Origin of the sequence: Haloterrigena gelatinilytica (assembly GCF_013342145.1) — an archaeon.
GTDB lineage: Archaea > Halobacteriota > Halobacteria > Halobacteriales > Natrialbaceae > Haloterrigena > Haloterrigena gelatinilytica.
The window spans coordinates 3,863,385-3,880,716 of the sequence record NZ_JABUQZ010000001.1 but is presented as its reverse complement, the minus strand read 5'-3'; the positions used below and the strand labels follow the sequence as shown (position 1 = coordinate 3,880,716).

The 17,332-nt window shown below is 68.3% G+C and carries 17 protein-coding genes; 5 read left to right on the top strand and 12 right to left on the bottom strand.

All coding sequences use genetic code 11. The annotated features are described in order from the left end of the window. Positions 1-37: 37 nt before the first annotated feature. Entirely contained in the window at positions 38-1,441 is a 1,404-nt protein-coding gene (locus HTZ84_RS19235; RefSeq protein WP_174682142.1) for an FAD-binding oxidoreductase, read from the top strand. A gap of 111 nt (positions 1,442-1,552) precedes the next feature. On the opposite strand, the gene HTZ84_RS19230 is transcribed toward HTZ84_RS19235, so the two are convergent. From HTZ84_RS19230 to HTZ84_RS19205, 6 genes are all read right to left on the bottom strand, one after another. After that, positions 1,553-1,804, bottom strand: coding sequence for a hypothetical protein (locus HTZ84_RS19230; RefSeq protein WP_174682141.1), 252 nt, complete (start codon positions 1,802-1,804; stop codon positions 1,553-1,555). 204 nt (positions 1,805-2,008) lie between these two features. Then, entirely contained in the window at positions 2,009-3,358 is a 1,350-nt protein-coding gene (locus HTZ84_RS19225; RefSeq protein WP_174682140.1) for a TIGR00341 family protein, read from the bottom strand. A gap of 84 nt (positions 3,359-3,442) precedes the next feature. Further along, on the bottom strand, positions 3,443-3,862 hold the full coding sequence (locus tag HTZ84_RS19220) for a hypothetical protein (protein WP_174682139.1): 420 nt from the start codon (positions 3,860-3,862) through the stop codon (positions 3,443-3,445). A gap of 83 nt (positions 3,863-3,945) precedes the next feature. After that, positions 3,946-5,133: an MFS transporter gene (locus HTZ84_RS19215; protein ID WP_174682138.1), complete on the bottom strand. Its 1,188-nt coding sequence runs from the start codon at positions 5,131-5,133 to the stop codon at positions 3,946-3,948. Positions 5,134-5,210: 77 nt separating this feature from the next. Then, complete coding sequence (gene ygfZ, locus HTZ84_RS19210; RefSeq protein ID WP_174682137.1) at positions 5,211-6,329, bottom strand: CAF17-like 4Fe-4S cluster assembly/insertion protein YgfZ; 1,119 nt, start codon at positions 6,327-6,329, stop codon at positions 5,211-5,213. 39 nt (positions 6,330-6,368) lie between these two features. Continuing rightward, complete coding sequence (locus HTZ84_RS19205; RefSeq protein ID WP_174682136.1) at positions 6,369-6,668, bottom strand: DUF6432 family protein; 300 nt, start codon at positions 6,666-6,668, stop codon at positions 6,369-6,371. Between the two features lie 155 nt (positions 6,669-6,823). On the opposite strand from HTZ84_RS19205, the gene HTZ84_RS19200 reads away from it, so the two are divergent. Further along, positions 6,824-7,837, top strand: a complete 1,014-nt coding sequence (locus HTZ84_RS19200) for a DUF7093 family protein (RefSeq protein WP_174682135.1) — start codon at positions 6,824-6,826, stop codon at positions 7,835-7,837. 128 nt (positions 7,838-7,965) lie between these two features. Further along, positions 7,966-8,349: a DUF5611 family protein gene (locus HTZ84_RS19195; protein ID WP_008893631.1), complete on the top strand. Its 384-nt coding sequence runs from the start codon at positions 7,966-7,968 to the stop codon at positions 8,347-8,349. A 71-nt stretch (positions 8,350-8,420) separates the two neighbouring features. Here HTZ84_RS19195 and HTZ84_RS19190 read toward each other — a convergent pair whose 3' ends face one another. After that, positions 8,421-8,876, bottom strand: a complete 456-nt coding sequence (locus HTZ84_RS19190; RefSeq protein ID WP_174682134.1) for a hypothetical protein — start codon at positions 8,874-8,876, stop codon at positions 8,421-8,423. Positions 8,877-8,974: 98 nt separating this feature from the next. Between HTZ84_RS19190 and HTZ84_RS19185 the strand changes: the two genes are divergently transcribed. Further along, entirely contained in the window at positions 8,975-9,142 is a 168-nt protein-coding gene (locus tag HTZ84_RS19185; protein ID WP_174682133.1) for a hypothetical protein, read from the top strand. A 165-nt stretch (positions 9,143-9,307) separates the two neighbouring features. Here HTZ84_RS19185 and HTZ84_RS19180 read toward each other — a convergent pair whose 3' ends face one another. Next, positions 9,308-10,831, bottom strand: a complete 1,524-nt coding sequence (locus tag HTZ84_RS19180) for a heme-binding protein (RefSeq protein ID WP_174682132.1) — start codon at positions 10,829-10,831, stop codon at positions 9,308-9,310. Between the two features lie 207 nt (positions 10,832-11,038). Between HTZ84_RS19180 and HTZ84_RS19175 the strand changes: the two genes are divergently transcribed. Next, positions 11,039-11,614 carry a PadR family transcriptional regulator gene (locus tag HTZ84_RS19175; protein ID WP_174682131.1) on the top strand — a complete coding sequence of 192 codons (576 nt, stop codon included), beginning with the start codon at positions 11,039-11,041 and terminating at the stop codon, positions 11,612-11,614. A 94-nt stretch (positions 11,615-11,708) separates the two neighbouring features. On the opposite strand, the gene HTZ84_RS19170 is transcribed toward HTZ84_RS19175, so the two are convergent. The 4 genes from HTZ84_RS19170 to HTZ84_RS19155 all read right to left on the bottom strand — a co-directional run bounded on the left by HTZ84_RS19170 (position 11,709) and on the right by HTZ84_RS19155 (position 17,204). Beyond that, positions 11,709-13,532: a site-2 protease family protein gene (locus HTZ84_RS19170; RefSeq protein WP_174682130.1), complete on the bottom strand. Its 1,824-nt coding sequence runs from the start codon at positions 13,530-13,532 to the stop codon at positions 11,709-11,711. A 92-nt stretch (positions 13,533-13,624) separates the two neighbouring features. Beyond that, positions 13,625-15,283 (bottom strand): lysine--tRNA ligase, encoded by a 1,659-nt coding sequence (gene lysS / locus HTZ84_RS19165; protein ID WP_174682129.1) that lies wholly within the window; start codon positions 15,281-15,283, stop codon positions 13,625-13,627. Further along, positions 15,280-16,005 carry a UMP kinase gene (pyrH, locus tag HTZ84_RS19160; RefSeq protein ID WP_174682128.1) on the bottom strand — a complete coding sequence of 242 codons (726 nt, stop codon included), beginning with the start codon at positions 16,003-16,005 and terminating at the stop codon, positions 15,280-15,282. The genes lysS and pyrH overlap by 4 nt, the downstream gene beginning before the upstream one ends. 134 nt (positions 16,006-16,139) lie before the next feature. Continuing rightward, complete coding sequence (locus HTZ84_RS19155; RefSeq protein ID WP_174682127.1) at positions 16,140-17,204, bottom strand: CapA family protein; 1,065 nt, start codon at positions 17,202-17,204, stop codon at positions 16,140-16,142. Positions 17,205-17,332: the final 128 nt, after the last annotated feature.

The following is a 17,332-nucleotide window of genomic DNA, read 5'->3' as shown; positions in this document are numbered from 1 at the left end:
TATATCGTCGTCGGCGACCTATCTCTAGCGAGGGACGATGGCAGTAACAACCACACCCGTAGACGACGGTGCAATAAACGGATTCGGCGAGGAGCTTCGCGGCGACCTGCTCCGACCGGCGGATCCGAACTACGACGAGGCCCGGTCCATCTGGAACGGGATGATCGACCGGTCGCCGGCGGCGATCGTACGCGCTATGGGCGTGTCGGACGTGATCGCGACGGTGAATTTCGCCCGCGAACACGAGATGCGCCTCGCGATTCGCGGCGGCGGCCACAACATCGCCGGCAACGCGGTCTGCGACGACGGTCTGATGCTCGACCTCTCGGCGATGCGTTCGGTTCGCGTCACCCCCGAACGCAAGACGGCTCGAGTCGAACCCGGTGCGACGCTCGCCGATTTCGACCACGAGGCCCAAGCGTTCGGCCTCGCGACCCCGCTGGGAATCAACTCGACGACCGGCGTCGCCGGGCTGACGCTGGGCGGCGGCTTCGGCTGGCTCACTCGGAAGTACGGCATGACCGTGGACAACCTGCGATCGGTCGACGTCGTCACGGCGGACGGCGAACTCCGCCGCGCGAGCGAGGACGAGAACCCGGATCTCTTCTGGGGGATCCGCGGCGGCGGCGGCAACTTCGGCGTCGTCACGTCCTTCGAGTTCGATCTCCACGAAGTCGGTCCGGCGGTGCTCGCCGGGATGGTCGTCTACCGCGGCGCGGACGCCCCGAACGTCCTCCGACACGTGCGCGACTTCAACGCGGACGCGCCGGACGAGTCGACCGTCTGGGTCGTCCTCCGCAAGGCGCCGCCGCTCCCGTTCCTGCCGGAGGACATCCACGGCGAGGACGTGATCGTGGTGGTGCCGTTCTACGCCGGCGATATCGCCGAGGGCGAAGCGGTGCTGGCCCCGATCCGGGAGTACGGCGACCCGGTCGCCGACGGCGTCGGCCCGCACCGGTACGCCGAGTTCCAACGGGCGTTCGATCCGCTGCTCACCGACGGGGCCCGAAACTACTGGAAGTCACACAACTTCAGTACGATCCCGGACGAGGCGATCGATACCGTCGTCGAGTACGCGCGGAACCTGCCGACGGCCCAGTCCGAAATCTTCTTCGGACAGATCGGCGGCGCGATGGGACGAGTGCCGACGGACGCGACGGCCTTCCCGCACCGCGACGCGGAGTACGGGATGAACGTTCACACCCGCTGGGAGGATCCCGCGATGGACGACGCGTGCATCGCCTGGTCCCGCGAGTTCTTCGACGCCATGGCGACGTACGCGACCGGCGGCGTCTACGTGAACTTCATCAGCGAGCGCGAGGGCGAGGAGACCCTCGGCTACGGGGAGAACTACGACCGACTGGTCGACGTGAAGACGACGTACGACCCGGAGAATCTGTTCCGGATGAACCAGAACGTCGAACCGGAACCGGCCGCGTAACGGACGCGAGACTGGCAGTAGCGGTTCCGGATCGTCACTGAGTCGATGAGAATGGCCGGTTCACCGCGTCGGCGAGCACGGGCGTCTCGTCGACGCGGCGAGCGTCGACGGTTACTCGAGGACCGGGAGACCGTTTGCCTCGAGGGCGGTGAACAGGCGCGTGAGTGCGAGTCCGACGGCGACGATCCCAACGGTCGCGACCGCGATCGTGACGACGTCTTCGGGGGCGCCGATCGACGCGGTCAGCAGCGACGCCGCGAACGCGAGGGCGAGGACGGTCGTCAGCGCCGAGAGCGTCTCGCAACTCGCCGCCGTCCACGTCGACCGCGGGACGTATCGATCTCGAGCAGTGTTACGTTCCATGCACAAACATTAGAATTCTATCACTATAAATCCTTGCCACCGGACACCCACCGGTCGCTGGCGAATCGGAGGCCGCCGACAGCTACCGTTCCCCGACGACACCGTGCGGTATGGGCGAACTTGGCGGGGAAGTCGCGATCGAAGTGACGATCGGGGCCGCCGTCGGCGTCGCGCTGAGGGTGAAATCGAGCGCACGCGAATGAGTTACGTCCCGTCGGCGGTCCGAATCGCCACCCGCTGAGCGTCGGCCTCGTCGTTCTCGCCGCGTTCCTCGGCGACGACGTACTGCACCTCGACGATCAGCGAGTCGTCGCTGTGGGATTGGATCTCCTCGTAGAGCCGGTCCGCCAGCTCCGACTCCGGTTCCGGGTTCCGAGTGCTGACGGTGACGACGACCCGCTCGACCGACTGGATCGGGTAGTCGCCGTCGAGTTCGACCGCGACGTCGTCGGCCTCGAGGTGGTCGTACTGCGGTTGCGCGAGCACCGCCTCGACCTCGTCTTCGGCCGCCGACTCGAGTTCCGTCGTGTGGAACTCGAGCAGGGTGACGCCCGCCAGCGGCGCGGCCAGCACCAGCAGTCCGACGCCGAAGATCGCCGCGTAGGTGTAGGTCGGCGTCCGCGTTGGTGAGACCTCGAACAGACCCTGCGGACGGTAGCCGGCGATCCACAGGGTGGCCAGCGCGGCGAGGTTGATCGACAGGAGGTTGACGATCACGAGGACGGCGGCGCCGAGGGCCGCGCCGTACATCCCCCAGGCGACCGTGATCCCGACCGCGGCCGACGGCGGAATGAGCGCCGCGGCGATCATGACGCCGACGATGGCCTCCGAGAACCCCCGCGTGAGACTCAGGATGCCGGCGATGCCGGCGCCCAGCGCGACCGCGAGCGAGAACAGGTTGGGCGCGACCCGCTCCTCGAGTTCGGTGGCGACGACGATGTCGACCCCCGCGGGCTCGAGGCCGGCCAGTCGGGCGAGCGTGGCGAGGGCGATCGAGGCGCCGACGACCATCGCCACGCCGACGATCTGGTACCTGAAGCCGGTCGACTTGAGGCGACCGTCGCCGGTGACGATGCCGACGTTGGCGGCGAGGGCCGGCCCGAGCAGGGGCGCGATGACCATGGCGCCGATCACGACCGCCGGCGAGTCGGCCAGCAGCCCGGCGGTGGCGACGACGGCGCTGATCAGCAGCATGACGGTGTAGATCGAAAACGGGGGCGTCAGTTCGTCGGCCTTCGTGCGCAACACCTGCCTCGAGGTGCGAGCGCCCAGCTGGCCGCCCTGGCTGTATCGATCCCGGAGCGTCGAGAACTGCTCGGAGAGGACCGTCTCCGCGTTGATCACGACGACGCTGGCGTCGTCGCCGATCCCCGCCCGCTTGAGCCGGTCGAGCAGCGGTTCGACGGCCCGCGTCGGAACCGGAAACCGGACGACGGCGGCGTACCCCCGACCGCTGGTCTCGTCGCTGACGACGTAGTCGATCCCCTCGTCCTCGAGGATCTCGAGGACGGTCCCTCGCTTCCCCTCGGGCACTGTCACCTCCAGGTAGCGCATACTGAGGTCACAGCGAAGTCGTAGAAAGTACCACGGGCGGCAGCAGACGGGTTCCGAAGCGTCGACGTCGTCGTCCGAACCGCGTCAGTCGTCGGTGCCGACGATCCCGCAGGCGATGGCGTCCGGATCGCGGATCTCCTCGGCGTCGACCGCGTCCGGATCCAGCAGGAGGATCGTGTCGTCGGGCATCTCGTCTTCGACCTGGACCGTCCGCCCCAGGGCGTCCTCGAGTTCGTCGACGTCGTCGATGTCGAACTCGCGCTCGACGAGCAGTTCGGCGTTGGCCCGCGAGAGGACGAAGACCAGGTCGCCCGGCGCGGTCCCCTCGCTTTCCTCCGCCTCGAGCAACTCGGACAGCGCGTCGGCGGTGACGCCCTCGAGCGAGCGGATCGTCACGCGCTCGGTGTCGGAGCCTGGCGCGTTGTCCGACTGGGTGCGCAGGCGCGCGGCCAGTTCCTCGAAGTCGGTGGCGGCGTCGATCGGGGTGTCGCTACTCGAGCCCATAGGGAAGCGACAGTCCCGCCGGCCTTGAGGGTGGGGCTGGCCAGTTCCGGCCGAAACGGGACCGACCGACGTCCGCACGGGGATCAGGAACGACGCGTGCCGACCGAGATCGCCCAGAATGAGGCGACGGTGACGACGAACGTGAGGGCGACGGCGAGGGCGTAGCCGTCGGTGTACGCGACGCTCGCGGTCCCGAGCGGCGGCATCGCCAGCGCGCTGGTCCCGATGGCGACGTTGAACGTGCCGACGATGGCGGTCCCCCTGTCGGCGCCGTAGATCCCCATCAGCAGCGGGATGTACAGCGTCGCCGTCCCGCCGAGCCCGATCCCGAGCAGGAAGACGCCGACGGCGAGCACCGGGAACTGCGGGGCGAACAGCAACAGGACGCCGGCGGCCGCGGACGCGAGCGAGGCGAGAAACGCCCGTCTGGCACCGACGCTGTCGGCGATGTAGCCGCCGCCGATCCGCGAGATGATGCTGACGCCGCCGACGAGTCCGAACGCCGTCGAGGCCCCGGCGGCCGTCAGCCCGCGGGCGGCGAAGAGGTCGATCGCGAACGCGGCGAGCAGCTGGTACCACGAGAACGCGAGCGCGATGCCGACGAACAGCAGTTGGAACGTCCGCGTTCCGGCCAGCCGGCCGATCCACTCGAGGACGTCGCCGCTCGAGTCCGTCGCGCCGTCCGTCCACGGCGGACGCCGGCACGCGATTCCGGCGAGGAGGAACGCGACCGCGGTCGCCGCCATGACGGCGGCGAATCCCCGACGGACGCCCAAGCGCGCGATGACGACCTGCCAGATCGGCGGCAGGAGGGCCAGTCCCAGTCCGTTGCCGACGAAGATCAGTCCCGTCGCGGCGCCCCGTCGCTCGTCGAACCAGCGCGGGACGATCGACGCGAGCAGGACGTACACCGTCCCGAGCGCGAGGCCGAGCAGCGCGAACACGAGGCTCAGCCCGAGGTACGACCCCGTGAGGAACAGCGCGGGTGCGATCGCAGCGGTGACGGCCGTACAGGCGAGCAACAGCGGACGGGCCGGCAGCCGCGCGGCGAAGACGCCGACCGCGCCGGCACCGATGAAGAAGGTAAACAGCATGATCGAGAAGACCGTCGAGAGCGCGACCGGCGAAACGGCGAACGCCTCGCTGAACGGCTGTCGGAGGATGCCGTAGGAAAACGGCGTGCCGAACGTGAACACCATGCCGATCGCGCCGGCGACCGCCACGAGCCAACTCCGTCGGCTATCGGGCCGCTCCGTCTCGTCGTTCGTCACGGCGAATCGTACCCCTCCGGCCGGCGAAAACGTTCTGTTTCGAACCGGGTTCGAGGCGGCCCGACACGGCGATCGGGTTACTGGTACGCGGGCAGGCGATCCGATCGATCCGACCCCTCGACGAACGGCAACTCGGTCACCGTCGCGGGGACCTCCTCGCCGCCGACCCGGACCGTCAGCGCGTCGCTCTCGAGGCCGTAGTCGACGACGGCGAGCGCGATGACCGCCTCGAGCAGCGGGCTCTCGCCGGCGCGGGTCACCTCGCCGACGGTGGCGTCGCCGTCGAAGACGGCCGCCTCGGCGTCGGGAACCGCCGGCGAGTCGTCCTCGTCGCCGTCCGCGGCGCTCTCGAGCGTCAGCCCGACCAGTTTCCGGCTGGGCTGGCCGCGGTTCTCGACGCGGGAGACGACCTCCTGGCCGACGTAACAGCCCTTCTCCCAGTCCAAGGCGTTGCGCAGGCCGAGCACGTTCGGGAGCGTCCCCTCGAGTTCGGTCTCGAAGAGGGGGGAGCCGGCCTCGAGCGCGAGGCTCTCGAAGGTGCGATAGCCGAAGGGGGCGGCGTTGAGCCCCTGGGTCTCGAGGATGTCGTAAACGTCCGCGGCGGCGTCGGCCGCGCAGATCACTTCGTAGCTCTCCTCGCCGGTCAGCGCGTCGGTGCGGATGACCGTCACGCCCTCGTCGCCCATCGTCCCGCGGACGAACGAGTAGCGTTCGTCGGGCGAGGCGGCGCCGTTGAGGACGCTGGCGACCTTCTCGGTGGCCGTCGGACCGTGGATCCCGAAGACCGCGTAGTCGTCGGTCGCGAGGCGGATATCGACGTCCTGAATGAAGACCTTCTCGGACCAGTCCTCGACCAGCGGTTCGGCCGTCGAGGCCGGCGTGAAGAGGAGCAGTCGCTCGCCCGCGTTGTAGACGTACAGTTCGATCTCGATCCCGCCCTGCGGGTCGAGGACGAGCGCGTAACAGCCCCGGCCGTCCTCGGCCGGCACGCGGTTCGAGACGACGTTATCGACGTACTCGAGTCGATCGTCGCCCTCGACCACGACGACGCCGTAGGCCATCTCGATCAGGCCGACGCCGTTGCGGACCGCCCGGTGGGTCCGTTCCGGGCGGCCGAAGTGTTCGACGATCGTCCGGCCGTCGCGCTCGCCGAACGCGGCCCCGTGCTCCGAATGAATCGCCTCGATAACGGTCATATCGTGGTTCAGGTGCCTGCGCCTCTCAGGCGTTTCGATTCAAAAGGGGAATCGATCTCGAAGCCACTCGCCGATCGTCTGGTCGTCGTCCTCGTCGGTCGGCGCCTCGGGGATCACCTGCTCGTCGGGCTTGATGACGGTCTCGCTGCCGCCGGATTCGACGACGATCAGTCCGTCCTGCTTCAGCGTCGAGAGCGCCGTCTCGAGTTCGTCGATATCGACTTCGACCGCCGCCCGGAGTTCGAAGACGCTCATCCCCTCGTCGGCCCGATCGACGAGCGCGTCGAGTACCGCCACCTGCGTCCCCGTTCGGTCCCGGTACTCCCGCTTTGCTCTCATTCGTCGGCGTATTCAACGACCGGGGATTTGACGTTTGTCGTTGCTCGGTCGAGGGCGGATCGAGATCGTCCCCGCGCCGATCGGTCGCGTCGCCGTCACGATCGGGTTCCCGGAGGCAGCACGTTTTTTATGTGATGACTGGGTACGGTGGGACAATGGCCCTTCGATGTTCGTTGCTCGGACACGACTACGGTGACCCCGAAGTCGAACGCGAGCGCGAAGAACGGGGCAGCGAGGTCGTCGTAACCGTCCAGGAGTTCGAAGAGTGTGCCCGCTGTGGCGACCGAAACATCCTCAGCGAGAACACGGAGGTCACGAGCCTCTCCGCCGCGACGGACGCCGATTCGCTTCCCCCCGAGCCCGAACCCGAAACAGCGATACCCGACAGCGACGCCGAGGCTGTCGAACCACCGACCGGCGCGGCCGACGAGGTCGGCACCGAGGTCGCCTTCAGCGACGACGGTGACGACGACTTCATCGACGCCGAAGCGGACGAACCGGCGGCCGCCGCGGACGAGTCGACCGACGACTTCGACGTGCCGACCGACGAGAACGGCGACCCCGTGACCGACGACGGGGAGATCCTCGACGACGATGACGACGACCCCGTCGCCGCCGACCGCGAGCGCGACCACGGCGAGTGGCCCGACTCCGACGACGTCGGGCCGCCCGTCGGGAGCGAGAACGAGCCCTCGGGGTGGCCCGACTCCGACGAGGACGGCGACCGCGAGGACGACGCCCCGATCGACGCCGAACTCGAGGACCCGGTCGAGCCCGACGAGCCGGTGACCGACGACGCGGTCGTCCTCGAGGACGACACCGGGACCGTCTCCGGCGGGCGAGGCGAGTCGACCGCGGCGGCCGACGCCAGATCCGTGACCGCGGAGCCGCCGAACGCATCCGAAACGCAGGGGTCGGCCGCGGCCGACGCGGGCCCAGCGACGGGCGACGAGTCGGCCGAGGGCGGAGCCGCCTCGGGCAGCGGAATCGAACGAGCGGGGTCGGCGCCGACGCCAAGCCAGAGCGACGGGCCGCGCGAGGACGTCCCGACCGAGTTCTACTGTCCGCGGTGCGACTTCGTCTCGGACGGCGACCGGGGGTCGCTGCGCGCCGGCGACATCTGCCCCGACTGCCGAAAGGGATACCTCGGCGAACGGGAACGCCGCTGACAGGTCCGCTCGAACCCGCGGCCGCGGCGCGGGGAGCGCGCGCCCGTCACTGTTCTCGAGGCGCGTGTTGGCTGGTCGTAACGTCGGCTATGAAAAGAGGTAAACACTCCGCCGTGTATCTCCAATCCATGAAGGAGTACAAGATGCGACGCGGTGAGTATCTCGAGGAGCGAATCCCCGATATGGAGTCGACGGTCGAGGAGTACTTCGGTCCCATCACGGGGACCGAGGAGTACAAGGGGAGCGACCTCTACGTCATCGGCGAGCCCGACAACCCCGTCTTCGAGAAGATCGTCGTCGGAACCGTCGAGTACTCCGGCAAGAAGGACAAGCTCGCCGTCGAATTCTACGAGCGCGATCCGACCGAACTCGGCCCCGAAGAGCTCGAGGCCGCCGCCGACGCCGTCGACATCAAAAACGACTTCCTGCTCGAGGCGACCGCACGGGACGCCAAGGCCCGCCGCGACTCGATGAAACGGGCCGTCGAAGACGATCCGGATCACGACTTCTAACGGATTCACAGCGGCAGTAGAACACCGCTCGAGGGAGAGTCGCCGTCTCGCGACGAGACCGAGAGCGACGGCTAGTCGCGCTCCTCGCGTCGTTCGTGAATGTTGACCAGCCCGGCGCCGGAGCTGCGGCTGACGATATCGACGACGTCGCCGGCCTCGACCGCGTTGAAGTCCTCGCGCACGAGCGTCGTCTCCCGGCAGTCGTCGCCGTCCAGGGCGCAGGCGTAGATCCGGTACTCGACGATCTCGTACTCGGCGGCGAGTCGATCGGCTACCGAATCGGAGACGACCAGCGGCTCGTCGGGATCGATCTCGTCGGCGAGCGCCTCGTGGGGGTCGTCGTCGTAGGCGACCCCCTCGTCGGGATCGTAGCGTCGCACGACCGCGTCGATCGGCTCGTCGTCGTCCCACGGGTGGAGCCGAACGAACTTCCGCGTGATCTCGACGCGATCGGCGATCCCGAGGCGGGTCGCACACCCCGCGAACGCGATCGACGGCACCGCGGCGAGCAACGCGCGTCGGTTCACTACTCAGGGGGTATTCGGAGGACCCTCGAGTAGCTTTCGCCGGCAGTGGGAGACGACGCTCCGAAACGGCTATTATCGGCCCGTCAAATCTCCGGATAATGGATTTCGTCTCCTTCCTGACCGCGACGCTGGTCGCCCACGTCGGATTCGCGATCTTCGTCGCCGGCCACGCCGCGCTGACCGATCGCGACGCCGGCTACTGGCCGTACCTAACGCTCGCGCTGGGCATCGCGGGACTGGCCGGCTACTTCTTCTACGACGGGTAGTCGTCGGCCGACGGGTCGTCCCGAAGACGGAGCGCTCGCTGACGAGCGTCGGGGTATCGAGGACTCGCCTCGAGATCGAGGCGCTCGAGCGAGAAACGGAACCGAGACCGCGACCGAACGGAGGCCGAGACGGCGGAATCGCTTATCGGCCGGCGGTCGGTCCGATCAGGCGAGGAAGACGTGTCGCGGCCGGTCGGCGAGGACGTCGCGGCCCCACTCGACGGTCTCCGAGAACTCGTCGCTGCGGAAGAACGCCATGGCGTCTTCGCGGGAATCCCAGCGGCTGGCGATGAACATGTCGTTCTCGTCCTCGCGGTTCGCGAGGAGGTCGGTCTTGCGGTGGCCGTCCATCTCCGCGAGCAGTCCGGCGACGTCGCTGAAGGTGTCGACGAAGTCCTCGGTGTGCTCGGGTTTGACGGTGTAGAACATCCCCATCGTTCCCCACGAGTCGTCGCCATCGTCGTCGCCCGCCTGACGAACAACCTCGGGGAGATCCGAGAGGAAGCCGGCAGCCGTGCTCGCAGCGCGCTCGGTTTCCCAGAGGCTGACGACTGCCGTTTCGGCCTCACTGTCGCCTTTTGGTTCGTACACCGCCGTCTTCACGTGCGTGTCGTAGTGATCGAAGTTGCCGCGGAGGCCGTCGACCTCCTCGAACAGCTCCTCGGAATCGGCCGCGGAGTAGAGCACGACCGCGTGGACGTCCTCGCCGTGAGGCTGGCCCGCGTAGACGCCCATGTCCTCGAGTTCGCTGCGGAGGTCCTCGTCGTCGTCGCCGTGCGGGCCGCCGGAGCCACCGTGGTCGCTCGAACTCGAGTCGCCGTGGTGGCCACCGGAGTCGCCGTGGTGATGACCGCCGCTCTCACCGCTCGCGTGGGGATGGCCGCCGTGGGCGTCCTCGCCCTCCCGCGGGATCCGCTCGCCGTCGAGGAAGGCGCCGAGGTCTTCCGGCGGGAACCGGCGGGCCGAGAGGAACCGACCGAACTCGGCGAAGCGGGAGCTCGAGGGGTCGAAGCGCATCTCGTAGAGCAGGTCCTTCACGTCGGTCGGGTCGTCGCCGAACAGGGTGACGCCCCACTCGAAGTCGTCGAGGCCGATGCTGCCGGAGATGATCTGGGTGACCCGGCCGGCGTAGTCTTTCCCGATGTCGCCGTGCGAGGAGAGGTGCTCGGCGCGCTCGTCGAAGGGCAGATCGTACCAGTTGTCCTCCGACCCGCGGCGCTTGTCCATCGGGTAGAAGCTCAGGAACTCGCTGTCGGGAATCTCGGGTTTGAGCCGGGTCTCGATGTAGCGCGCCATGCCGGTGTCCTCGACCTCCGCGTCCTCGTCGAAGTAGTCCTGGGACATGTAGCCCGAGACCTCCGTCACGGAGAGATAGGAGTCGGCGCGCTCGGTGAACTCGGCCAGCGCCGTCCCTTCGAACTGACGCTCTAACGCGTCGAGATCAGCCAACGTCGGACGGAGGTGGAGCACGAGGAGGTCGGCCTTGTGGCCGAGCACCGCGAACGTCGCCGACTCGCCTTCCTCGGCGTCCGCGACCGACTCGGCGGCGGAGAGGTACTCGATTCCCTCTTCGATCGCCCGCGAGCGCCGGCGTTCGGGGGCGTCTCGCCAGGCGTCCCAGTCGATCGACCGGAAATCGTGCAGGACGTACCAGCCCTCTTCGGTCTGTGGCGGCTGCCGTCGTTCCATGGGCGACGATTGGGACGGCGAGGCTAAGAAGGACGGGGTTTCGGTTCGACGGACGGGATTGCCGACCGGCGCGAATCCGGGCCTGGACGCCGAACGCGTTCGGTTTCCGACGCAAGGATCGGCGGTTCGGCGACGAATTTCGATCGACTGCACCGCTTCCTCGGCGACAGAACGCCTTTCCGTCTGCCCGTGTAATTCACGGCGCACATGCGGAAAAGTGGGCCGCCGAAAGGACTCATCGCCTATCTCGTTCTCGAGCTACTCGAGGAAAAGCCCCGCTACGGCTACGAGATCTTGAAGGAGATCCGCGAGATCAGCGGCGGTCACTGGGAGCCCTCCTACGGCTCGGTCTACCCCATCCTCTACAAGTTCGAGGAGAAGGGGTGGGCCGAACGCATCGAGCGGGAGGACGAGCCCGACCGGAAGTACTTCGAGCTCACCGAGGCGGGCCACGCGGAACTCGCGGACCGGCGGGAGAGCTGTACCGAGAAGGCGCGGGACTTCGCCGACGTCATCCTCGGCTTCTTCCACGTCTACGCCGCCTTCTCGACCGACGAGCGGTTCGAGATCCCCGACCGGGACGGCGAGTGGCGGTTCGACGAGGCGTTCAGCGCGTGGATCGTCGAACAGCTCGTCCGCCACCACGAACGCTACTTCGACACCGCGTTCGAGCGCATCGAGGCGACGCCCGAGGAGTTCTACGAGTGCCACGGCATCGCGACGGATCCGGACGAGGAGACGCCGACCGACGCCGGCGACGCCTCGGACGCCGAGACGGAGTGACCGTCGGCGACGAGCGCGATACCGAGCCGTAGCACGCCGTCGATCGTGGTTCAGAAACAGTCCGGAGAGCGGCGGCGCGAGCGCCCGATCCGGACTACTGGAGCAACGGAACGGCCAGCATGAGCACGAAGCTCCCGAGCATCGTCAACCCGACGGCCGTCGTGACGGTGCGGACGTGCCCGCGGGTGGTCTCGAAGGGGAGCCGCGAGACGATCGCCTCGGTGCTCGTCCGGAGGATGTGGCCGCCGTCCAGCGGGAACGCCGGAATGCAGTTGAAGAAGCCGAGCTGGACGTTGATCCAGCCGGTCCAGAACAGGATGTTCGCGAGGAAGAAGACCGTCCCGTCGCCGAGCGCCGCCAGCGCCCCCTGGACCTCGTAGAAGTTCTGGACGCCGCCGGTGAAGCCGGCGAAGTTGAACGGGAGGAGGCCGGCCACGGCGCTGACCGGGAGCATCACCGCGAGGACGATTTTCCCGATAAACGAGTTCATCAGGGCGTTGCCGGTGCCGTCCCCGCCGCCGAGAATCGCCAGGTAGTCCTCGGCGGGGTAGAGCTGGACGCCGATATCGCTGAGTTCGAAGCCGGACGCCCCGGTGTGGCCGACGACGCCGAGGTAGCTCCCGTCGTCGCGCGGGTGCTCGCCGAGCGTGACCTCGTACTCGACGCGTTCCCCGTCGAGATACCCCGCAACGGTGACCTCGCTACCGGCCTCGCGTTCGTTGACCAGCGACGTGAGATCGTCGTAGGTGTAGGTCCGCTCGCCGTCGAATCGGGTGACGATCAGCGACTCGTCGAGCGAGCCGGTCGCCTCCTGGAGGGGGCCGTCGTCGGTGACGTCGACGGCGGCCCCGATCGGCAGTTCGCGCTCGAGTTCCTCCCCGTCGCGTTCGATCGTCACGGAGACGCGCTCGTCGTCGCCGACGGCGTCGAGGAAGTCGCGTTCGGTCGCGACCGACTGGTCGCCGACCCGGAGGATCCGATCGCCGACCGCCAGGCCACCCGGCCCGTTCTCGATCGCGGCGGTCACCAGCAGCGCCCGATCGACCGTCACCGTCCGCTCGCCGTTGAGTTCGAGTTCGACCTGCTCGCCCTCGGCGGCGTCCAGGCGATCGGCGAGCTCGTCGTTGGTCTCGACGGGCTCGCCCCCGACGGCGGTGATGCGGTCGTGGGGCTGCACGTCGGCCTCATCGGCCGGGGAACCGGGAGCGACGCCGCCGACGGCGGCGCCCGGAGCGACGGCGATCGATCCCGCGATCGGGCCGAACAGCAGAGCGAAGACGAGGATCGTCACCGCGAAGTTGTTGGTGACGCCCGCGGCGAACATCCGCGTCTGGCCGCCTCGAGAGGCCTCTTTGCTGCCTTCCTGGTCGGGTTCGACGAACGCGCCCATCGGGATGAACGCGAGCATGGCCACGCCCATCGACTCGATCTCGATGTCCTCGACGCGACAGAGCAGGCCGTGGCCGCCCTCGTGGACGACCAGTCCCACCAGCAGTCCGGTGACGATCCCGGGCGTCGCCGACACCGGGAGGAAGTCGTTGACCCCGGGGAACGGGATGACGTTTCGCGGCTGGTTGATGCTGCTGGCCGGCTGCGGCGACGTCAGCGCCGAAATCGCCCCGAGCGCGAGGACGACGAACATCGCCGCCATCACGACGATGGCGATGCCGACGCCGAGGTTCGACCAGGCGCGCCAGAACCGTTTGGGCCGCGCGAGGCGGTCGAGAAACCGCCGCCCGCGCTTGGTGTGGAAGGTCAGAATCGGCCCCTGTGTTCCGACGTACGACGGCAACAGCTCCGCTCGGCGGAGCGCGATGATCCCGAACCAGTAGACGAGCAGGCCGGCGACGACCCAGGTCAGGGTCTCCGACCCGGCGAGTTCGGGTACCGAAACGACAGCAGGGAAACCGTAGTCCATCGGTCCTATCTCCGGGAGGCGTTCTCAAAGGGCTTTTGTCTATCCTGTCGGCAGAACGGGACTCGAGGAGGAGGAGGACGCGGACCGCGCGGTCAGCGTTCCCGGCGCAACCGGGCGACGACGAACTCGCGGTCGACCTTCGCGAGGAACGGGCCGAGTTTCGGCCCCTGATCCTCGTCGAAGAACAGGCGGTAGCCGGCGCCGAAGAAGTCGCCGACGTCGACGTCGTGGCGCTTGGCGGTCTCGTAGATCTCGCCCTGAATCTCGTCGGGTTCGTGGCCCGCCTCGATGAAGTCGGCGAGTTCCGCGAGGGCGTCTTCGGTCGCGGCGTCGAAGTCGTGGTCGGGAATCTCCGTGCGCTTGAGTTCGTAGTCGAACTCGTTTGCGGTCCGTCGGGCCCAGTTGCGGGCCTTCTCGACCCGCGCGAGGGCGTCCTCGACGGCCCACTCGGGCGCGTCGTCGGGAACGTGTCCCTCCTTGCGAGCGACGTCTTCGCGCAGGTCGGGGTCGTCGAACATCCCGAGGACGGCGGCGAAGGTGTAGGGGAGGCGGATCCGCTCTTCCTTCGGTTCGTCCACGAGGAGGGGATAGACCCGCTCCGCGAACGCCGTCTCGTCCTCGTCGGCCTCGATCTCGTCGAAGTAGATCGCCTCGAGGCGGTCGAACTCGTCGACCAGCTGGTCGAGTCGCTCGATGCTGAAGTCCCGGGCCTTCGAGGGGTCCTTGGCGAAGAAGTACCGCAGGACCTCGGGCTCGAGCAGTTCGAGGACGTCCGAGACGAGGATCACGTTCCCCTCCGAGGAGGAGAACGGCTGGCCCTCGAGGGTGAACCACTCGTAGACCATCGGGACGGGGGGCTCGATCTCGAAGACGTTTCGCGCGACGTCCTGGCCGCTGGGCCAGGAGCCCTCGGCGTGGTCCTTGCCGAAGGGCTCGAAGTCGACGCCGAGGGTCTGCCACTGGGCGGGCCACTCGAAGCGCCACGGGAGTTTCCCCTCCCGCAGCGTGGCGGTTCCCTCGTGGCCGCAGCCGTCGATCGTCTGGTCGCCGGCGTCCATGTCGGTGCACTCGTAGTCGACGGTCGGCGTCTCCCCCTCGAGGTCGACGCTCGTCACCGTCTCGGTGATCTTCCCGCACTCCTCGCAGATCGGGTTGAACGGGACGTAGTCCTCGTCGACCTTGTCCTGGTACGCCGAGAGCACCTCGCGTGCGCGGTCCCGATGTTCGAGGACGAAGCGCGTGACGTCCTCGAGGTCGCCGTTCTCGTACATCTCCGTGTTCGACACCAGGTCGATCGGCACGTCGACGGCGTCGGCGCTGTCCTGGATGATCGTCGAGAAGTGGTCGCCGTAGGAGTCACAGCAGCCGAAGGGGTCCGGAATGTCCGTGTAGGGGGCACCGAGGTTGCGCCCGAGCGCGCCCGCGTCGACCTCGCCGAGATCGACGAGGTTCCCCTCGAGGTCACAGAGGGTGCGAGGCAGCTTGCGGAGCGGGTCGCGATCGTCGGCGGTGAACACCTGCCGGACCTCGTGGCCCCGCTCGCGGAGCACTTCGGCGACGTAGTAGCCCCGCATGATCTCGTTGACGTTCCCGAGGTGCGGAACGCCGGACGGCGAGATACCGCCCTTGACGACGATCGGCTCGTCGGGATTGCGCGACTCCACGCGGTCGGCGACGATATCCGCCCAGAACGCGTGGCGTTCGTCTTCCTCGAGGTCGCGTTGCAGCGTGTAGGGGCTCTCGTCGCTCATTGCTCGTCGGCGGCCCAGTAGGTCGGTTCCTCGCCCGCTCCCTCGGGGATGACGTCGGTCCCGTCGTGGTCACCGTAGCGAACGGCGCGGGCGATCCGGTCGGGATCGGTGCCGTCTAAGACGATCGTCCGCATCCCCGAGCGCTCGATGATCTTCGCCGCCAGCAGGTCGACGGGCGCCGAGGCGCCGGCGTTCATCTCGAGGCCGGCGATGGCGTCGACCAGCTCCGCCGCGGAGAGGGAGTCGTACTTGGTCGCGTCGTCGTCCTCGTTCGGGTCGGCGCTGTAGACGCCGGGGACGCTGGTCGCGTAGACGAGCAGGTCGGCGTCGATGTACTCCGCCAGCGCGGCGCCGACCGCGTCGGTGGTCTGGGCCGGCGCGACGCCGCCCATGATACAGATCTCGTCCCGGCGGAGCGCCTCGCTGGCCTCCTCGTAGTCCAGCGCCGGCGCGGTCACGGACTCCTCGCTCAGCGCGGCGATGAGCAGGCGCGCGTTGAGTCGCGTGACGTCGATTCCGAGCTGATCGAGTTCGATTTCGTTCGCCCCCAGATCGCGGGCCGCCGAGATGTAGTCGCGGGCGACGCCGCCGCCCCCGACGACGGCACCGACGCGACAGCCGTCCGCGATGAGGTCTTCGACGACGGCCGCGTGTTCGGCCACCCGATCCGCGCCCGGCTCGGGCACGAGCACGCTCCCGCCGATAGAGACGACCACTTTCATACTACACCGGTGTAACCGGGTTGCTATCTTAAGGGTTGCCAACTCCGGATCACCGCGCGTGTCTCACTCTCACGGGACGATTCTCGAGGCGGCGGCCGGCCCCGAAACGAGAGCGATTCGACCCGGCGTCGGCGCTACGACTCGAGCGCCAACACCAGCGCCTCGCCGTCGCGATCGAACGCGGTTCCGAAGGGGGCCGACAGCTCGCGCATCCGGTCGCGAGCCCACGCGGCGGCGTCGGGGCTCGCCTCGTGGACGACACAGCCGTCGATCTCGGTCGGACGAAGCCGCAGTTCGGTCGGCGTCCCGTCTTCGGTCACCGCGAGTTCGAACAGGAACCCGCGGTCGTTGCGCAACTCGTCGTCGACCGCGTAGTCGTCGACGAAATCGCCTGCGTCGTAGACGATCGGCGCACCGTCGTGGACCTCGATCCCCTGGAAGACGTGGGCGCTGTGGCCGTGGATCACGTCGACGCCCTCCTCGACCAGCCAGCGGCCGAACGCCCGGAACGAGTCGGGCGGCTCGGTGACCATGTTCGGCCCCCAGTGCAGCGAGGCGACCAGCAGGTCGGGATCCGTTTCGTGGGCGCGGGAGAGCGCCTCGCGGACCCGTTCGCGCGTTCTCTCGTCGTCGACGGTATCGTCGGACTGTATCCGACTGCTCGAGTCGCGTCGAGACTCGCTGACGTCGATCCACGCGGTTCCGGGCGACTCCTCGTCGGCCGCGTACTCGGGCGTGTTGTCGGTGAACGACACGACGGCCAGCTCGAGGCCGTCGGTTTCGTCGCCCTCGTCGCCGTCGACGGTCACGACCGCCGGATCGAGCGCCTCGTCGATCGTCTCCCCCGCACCGGTTCGCGCGATCCCGGCCTCGTCCAGATGCTCGAGGGTGTCCCGCAGCGCCACCTCCTCGTAGTCGAGCACGTGGTTGTTCGCGAGCGCGCAGACGTCGACGCCGGCGCGCTCGAGGGCCGGGACCGCCCAGTCGGGGTCCGCGCGGAAGTGAAACGGTCGGTGGGTCCGCCGCCACTCGCTCCCGCGCGTCGAGAGCACGCACTCGAGGTTGATCACGAGCGCGTCGAGATCCCGGAGGCGCTCGCGGACGTTCCCCCAGACCGCGTCGACCGACCGTCGGCGCTGGCGGTCGTCGACCAGTCGCCCGAGCATGACGTCGCCGGTGAAGCCGATTCGCCGAGTCATATGTGCGACTCGGTGGCGCAGTTCCAAAGTCCCTGCAGTACGTGGCCCCTCGTTGAACAGAAACGATAGCCGGCCGATCGAGTGCGGCGGGCAGTGCTGAAAGAGGCGCGTGGGTGTGCGCTGGACCC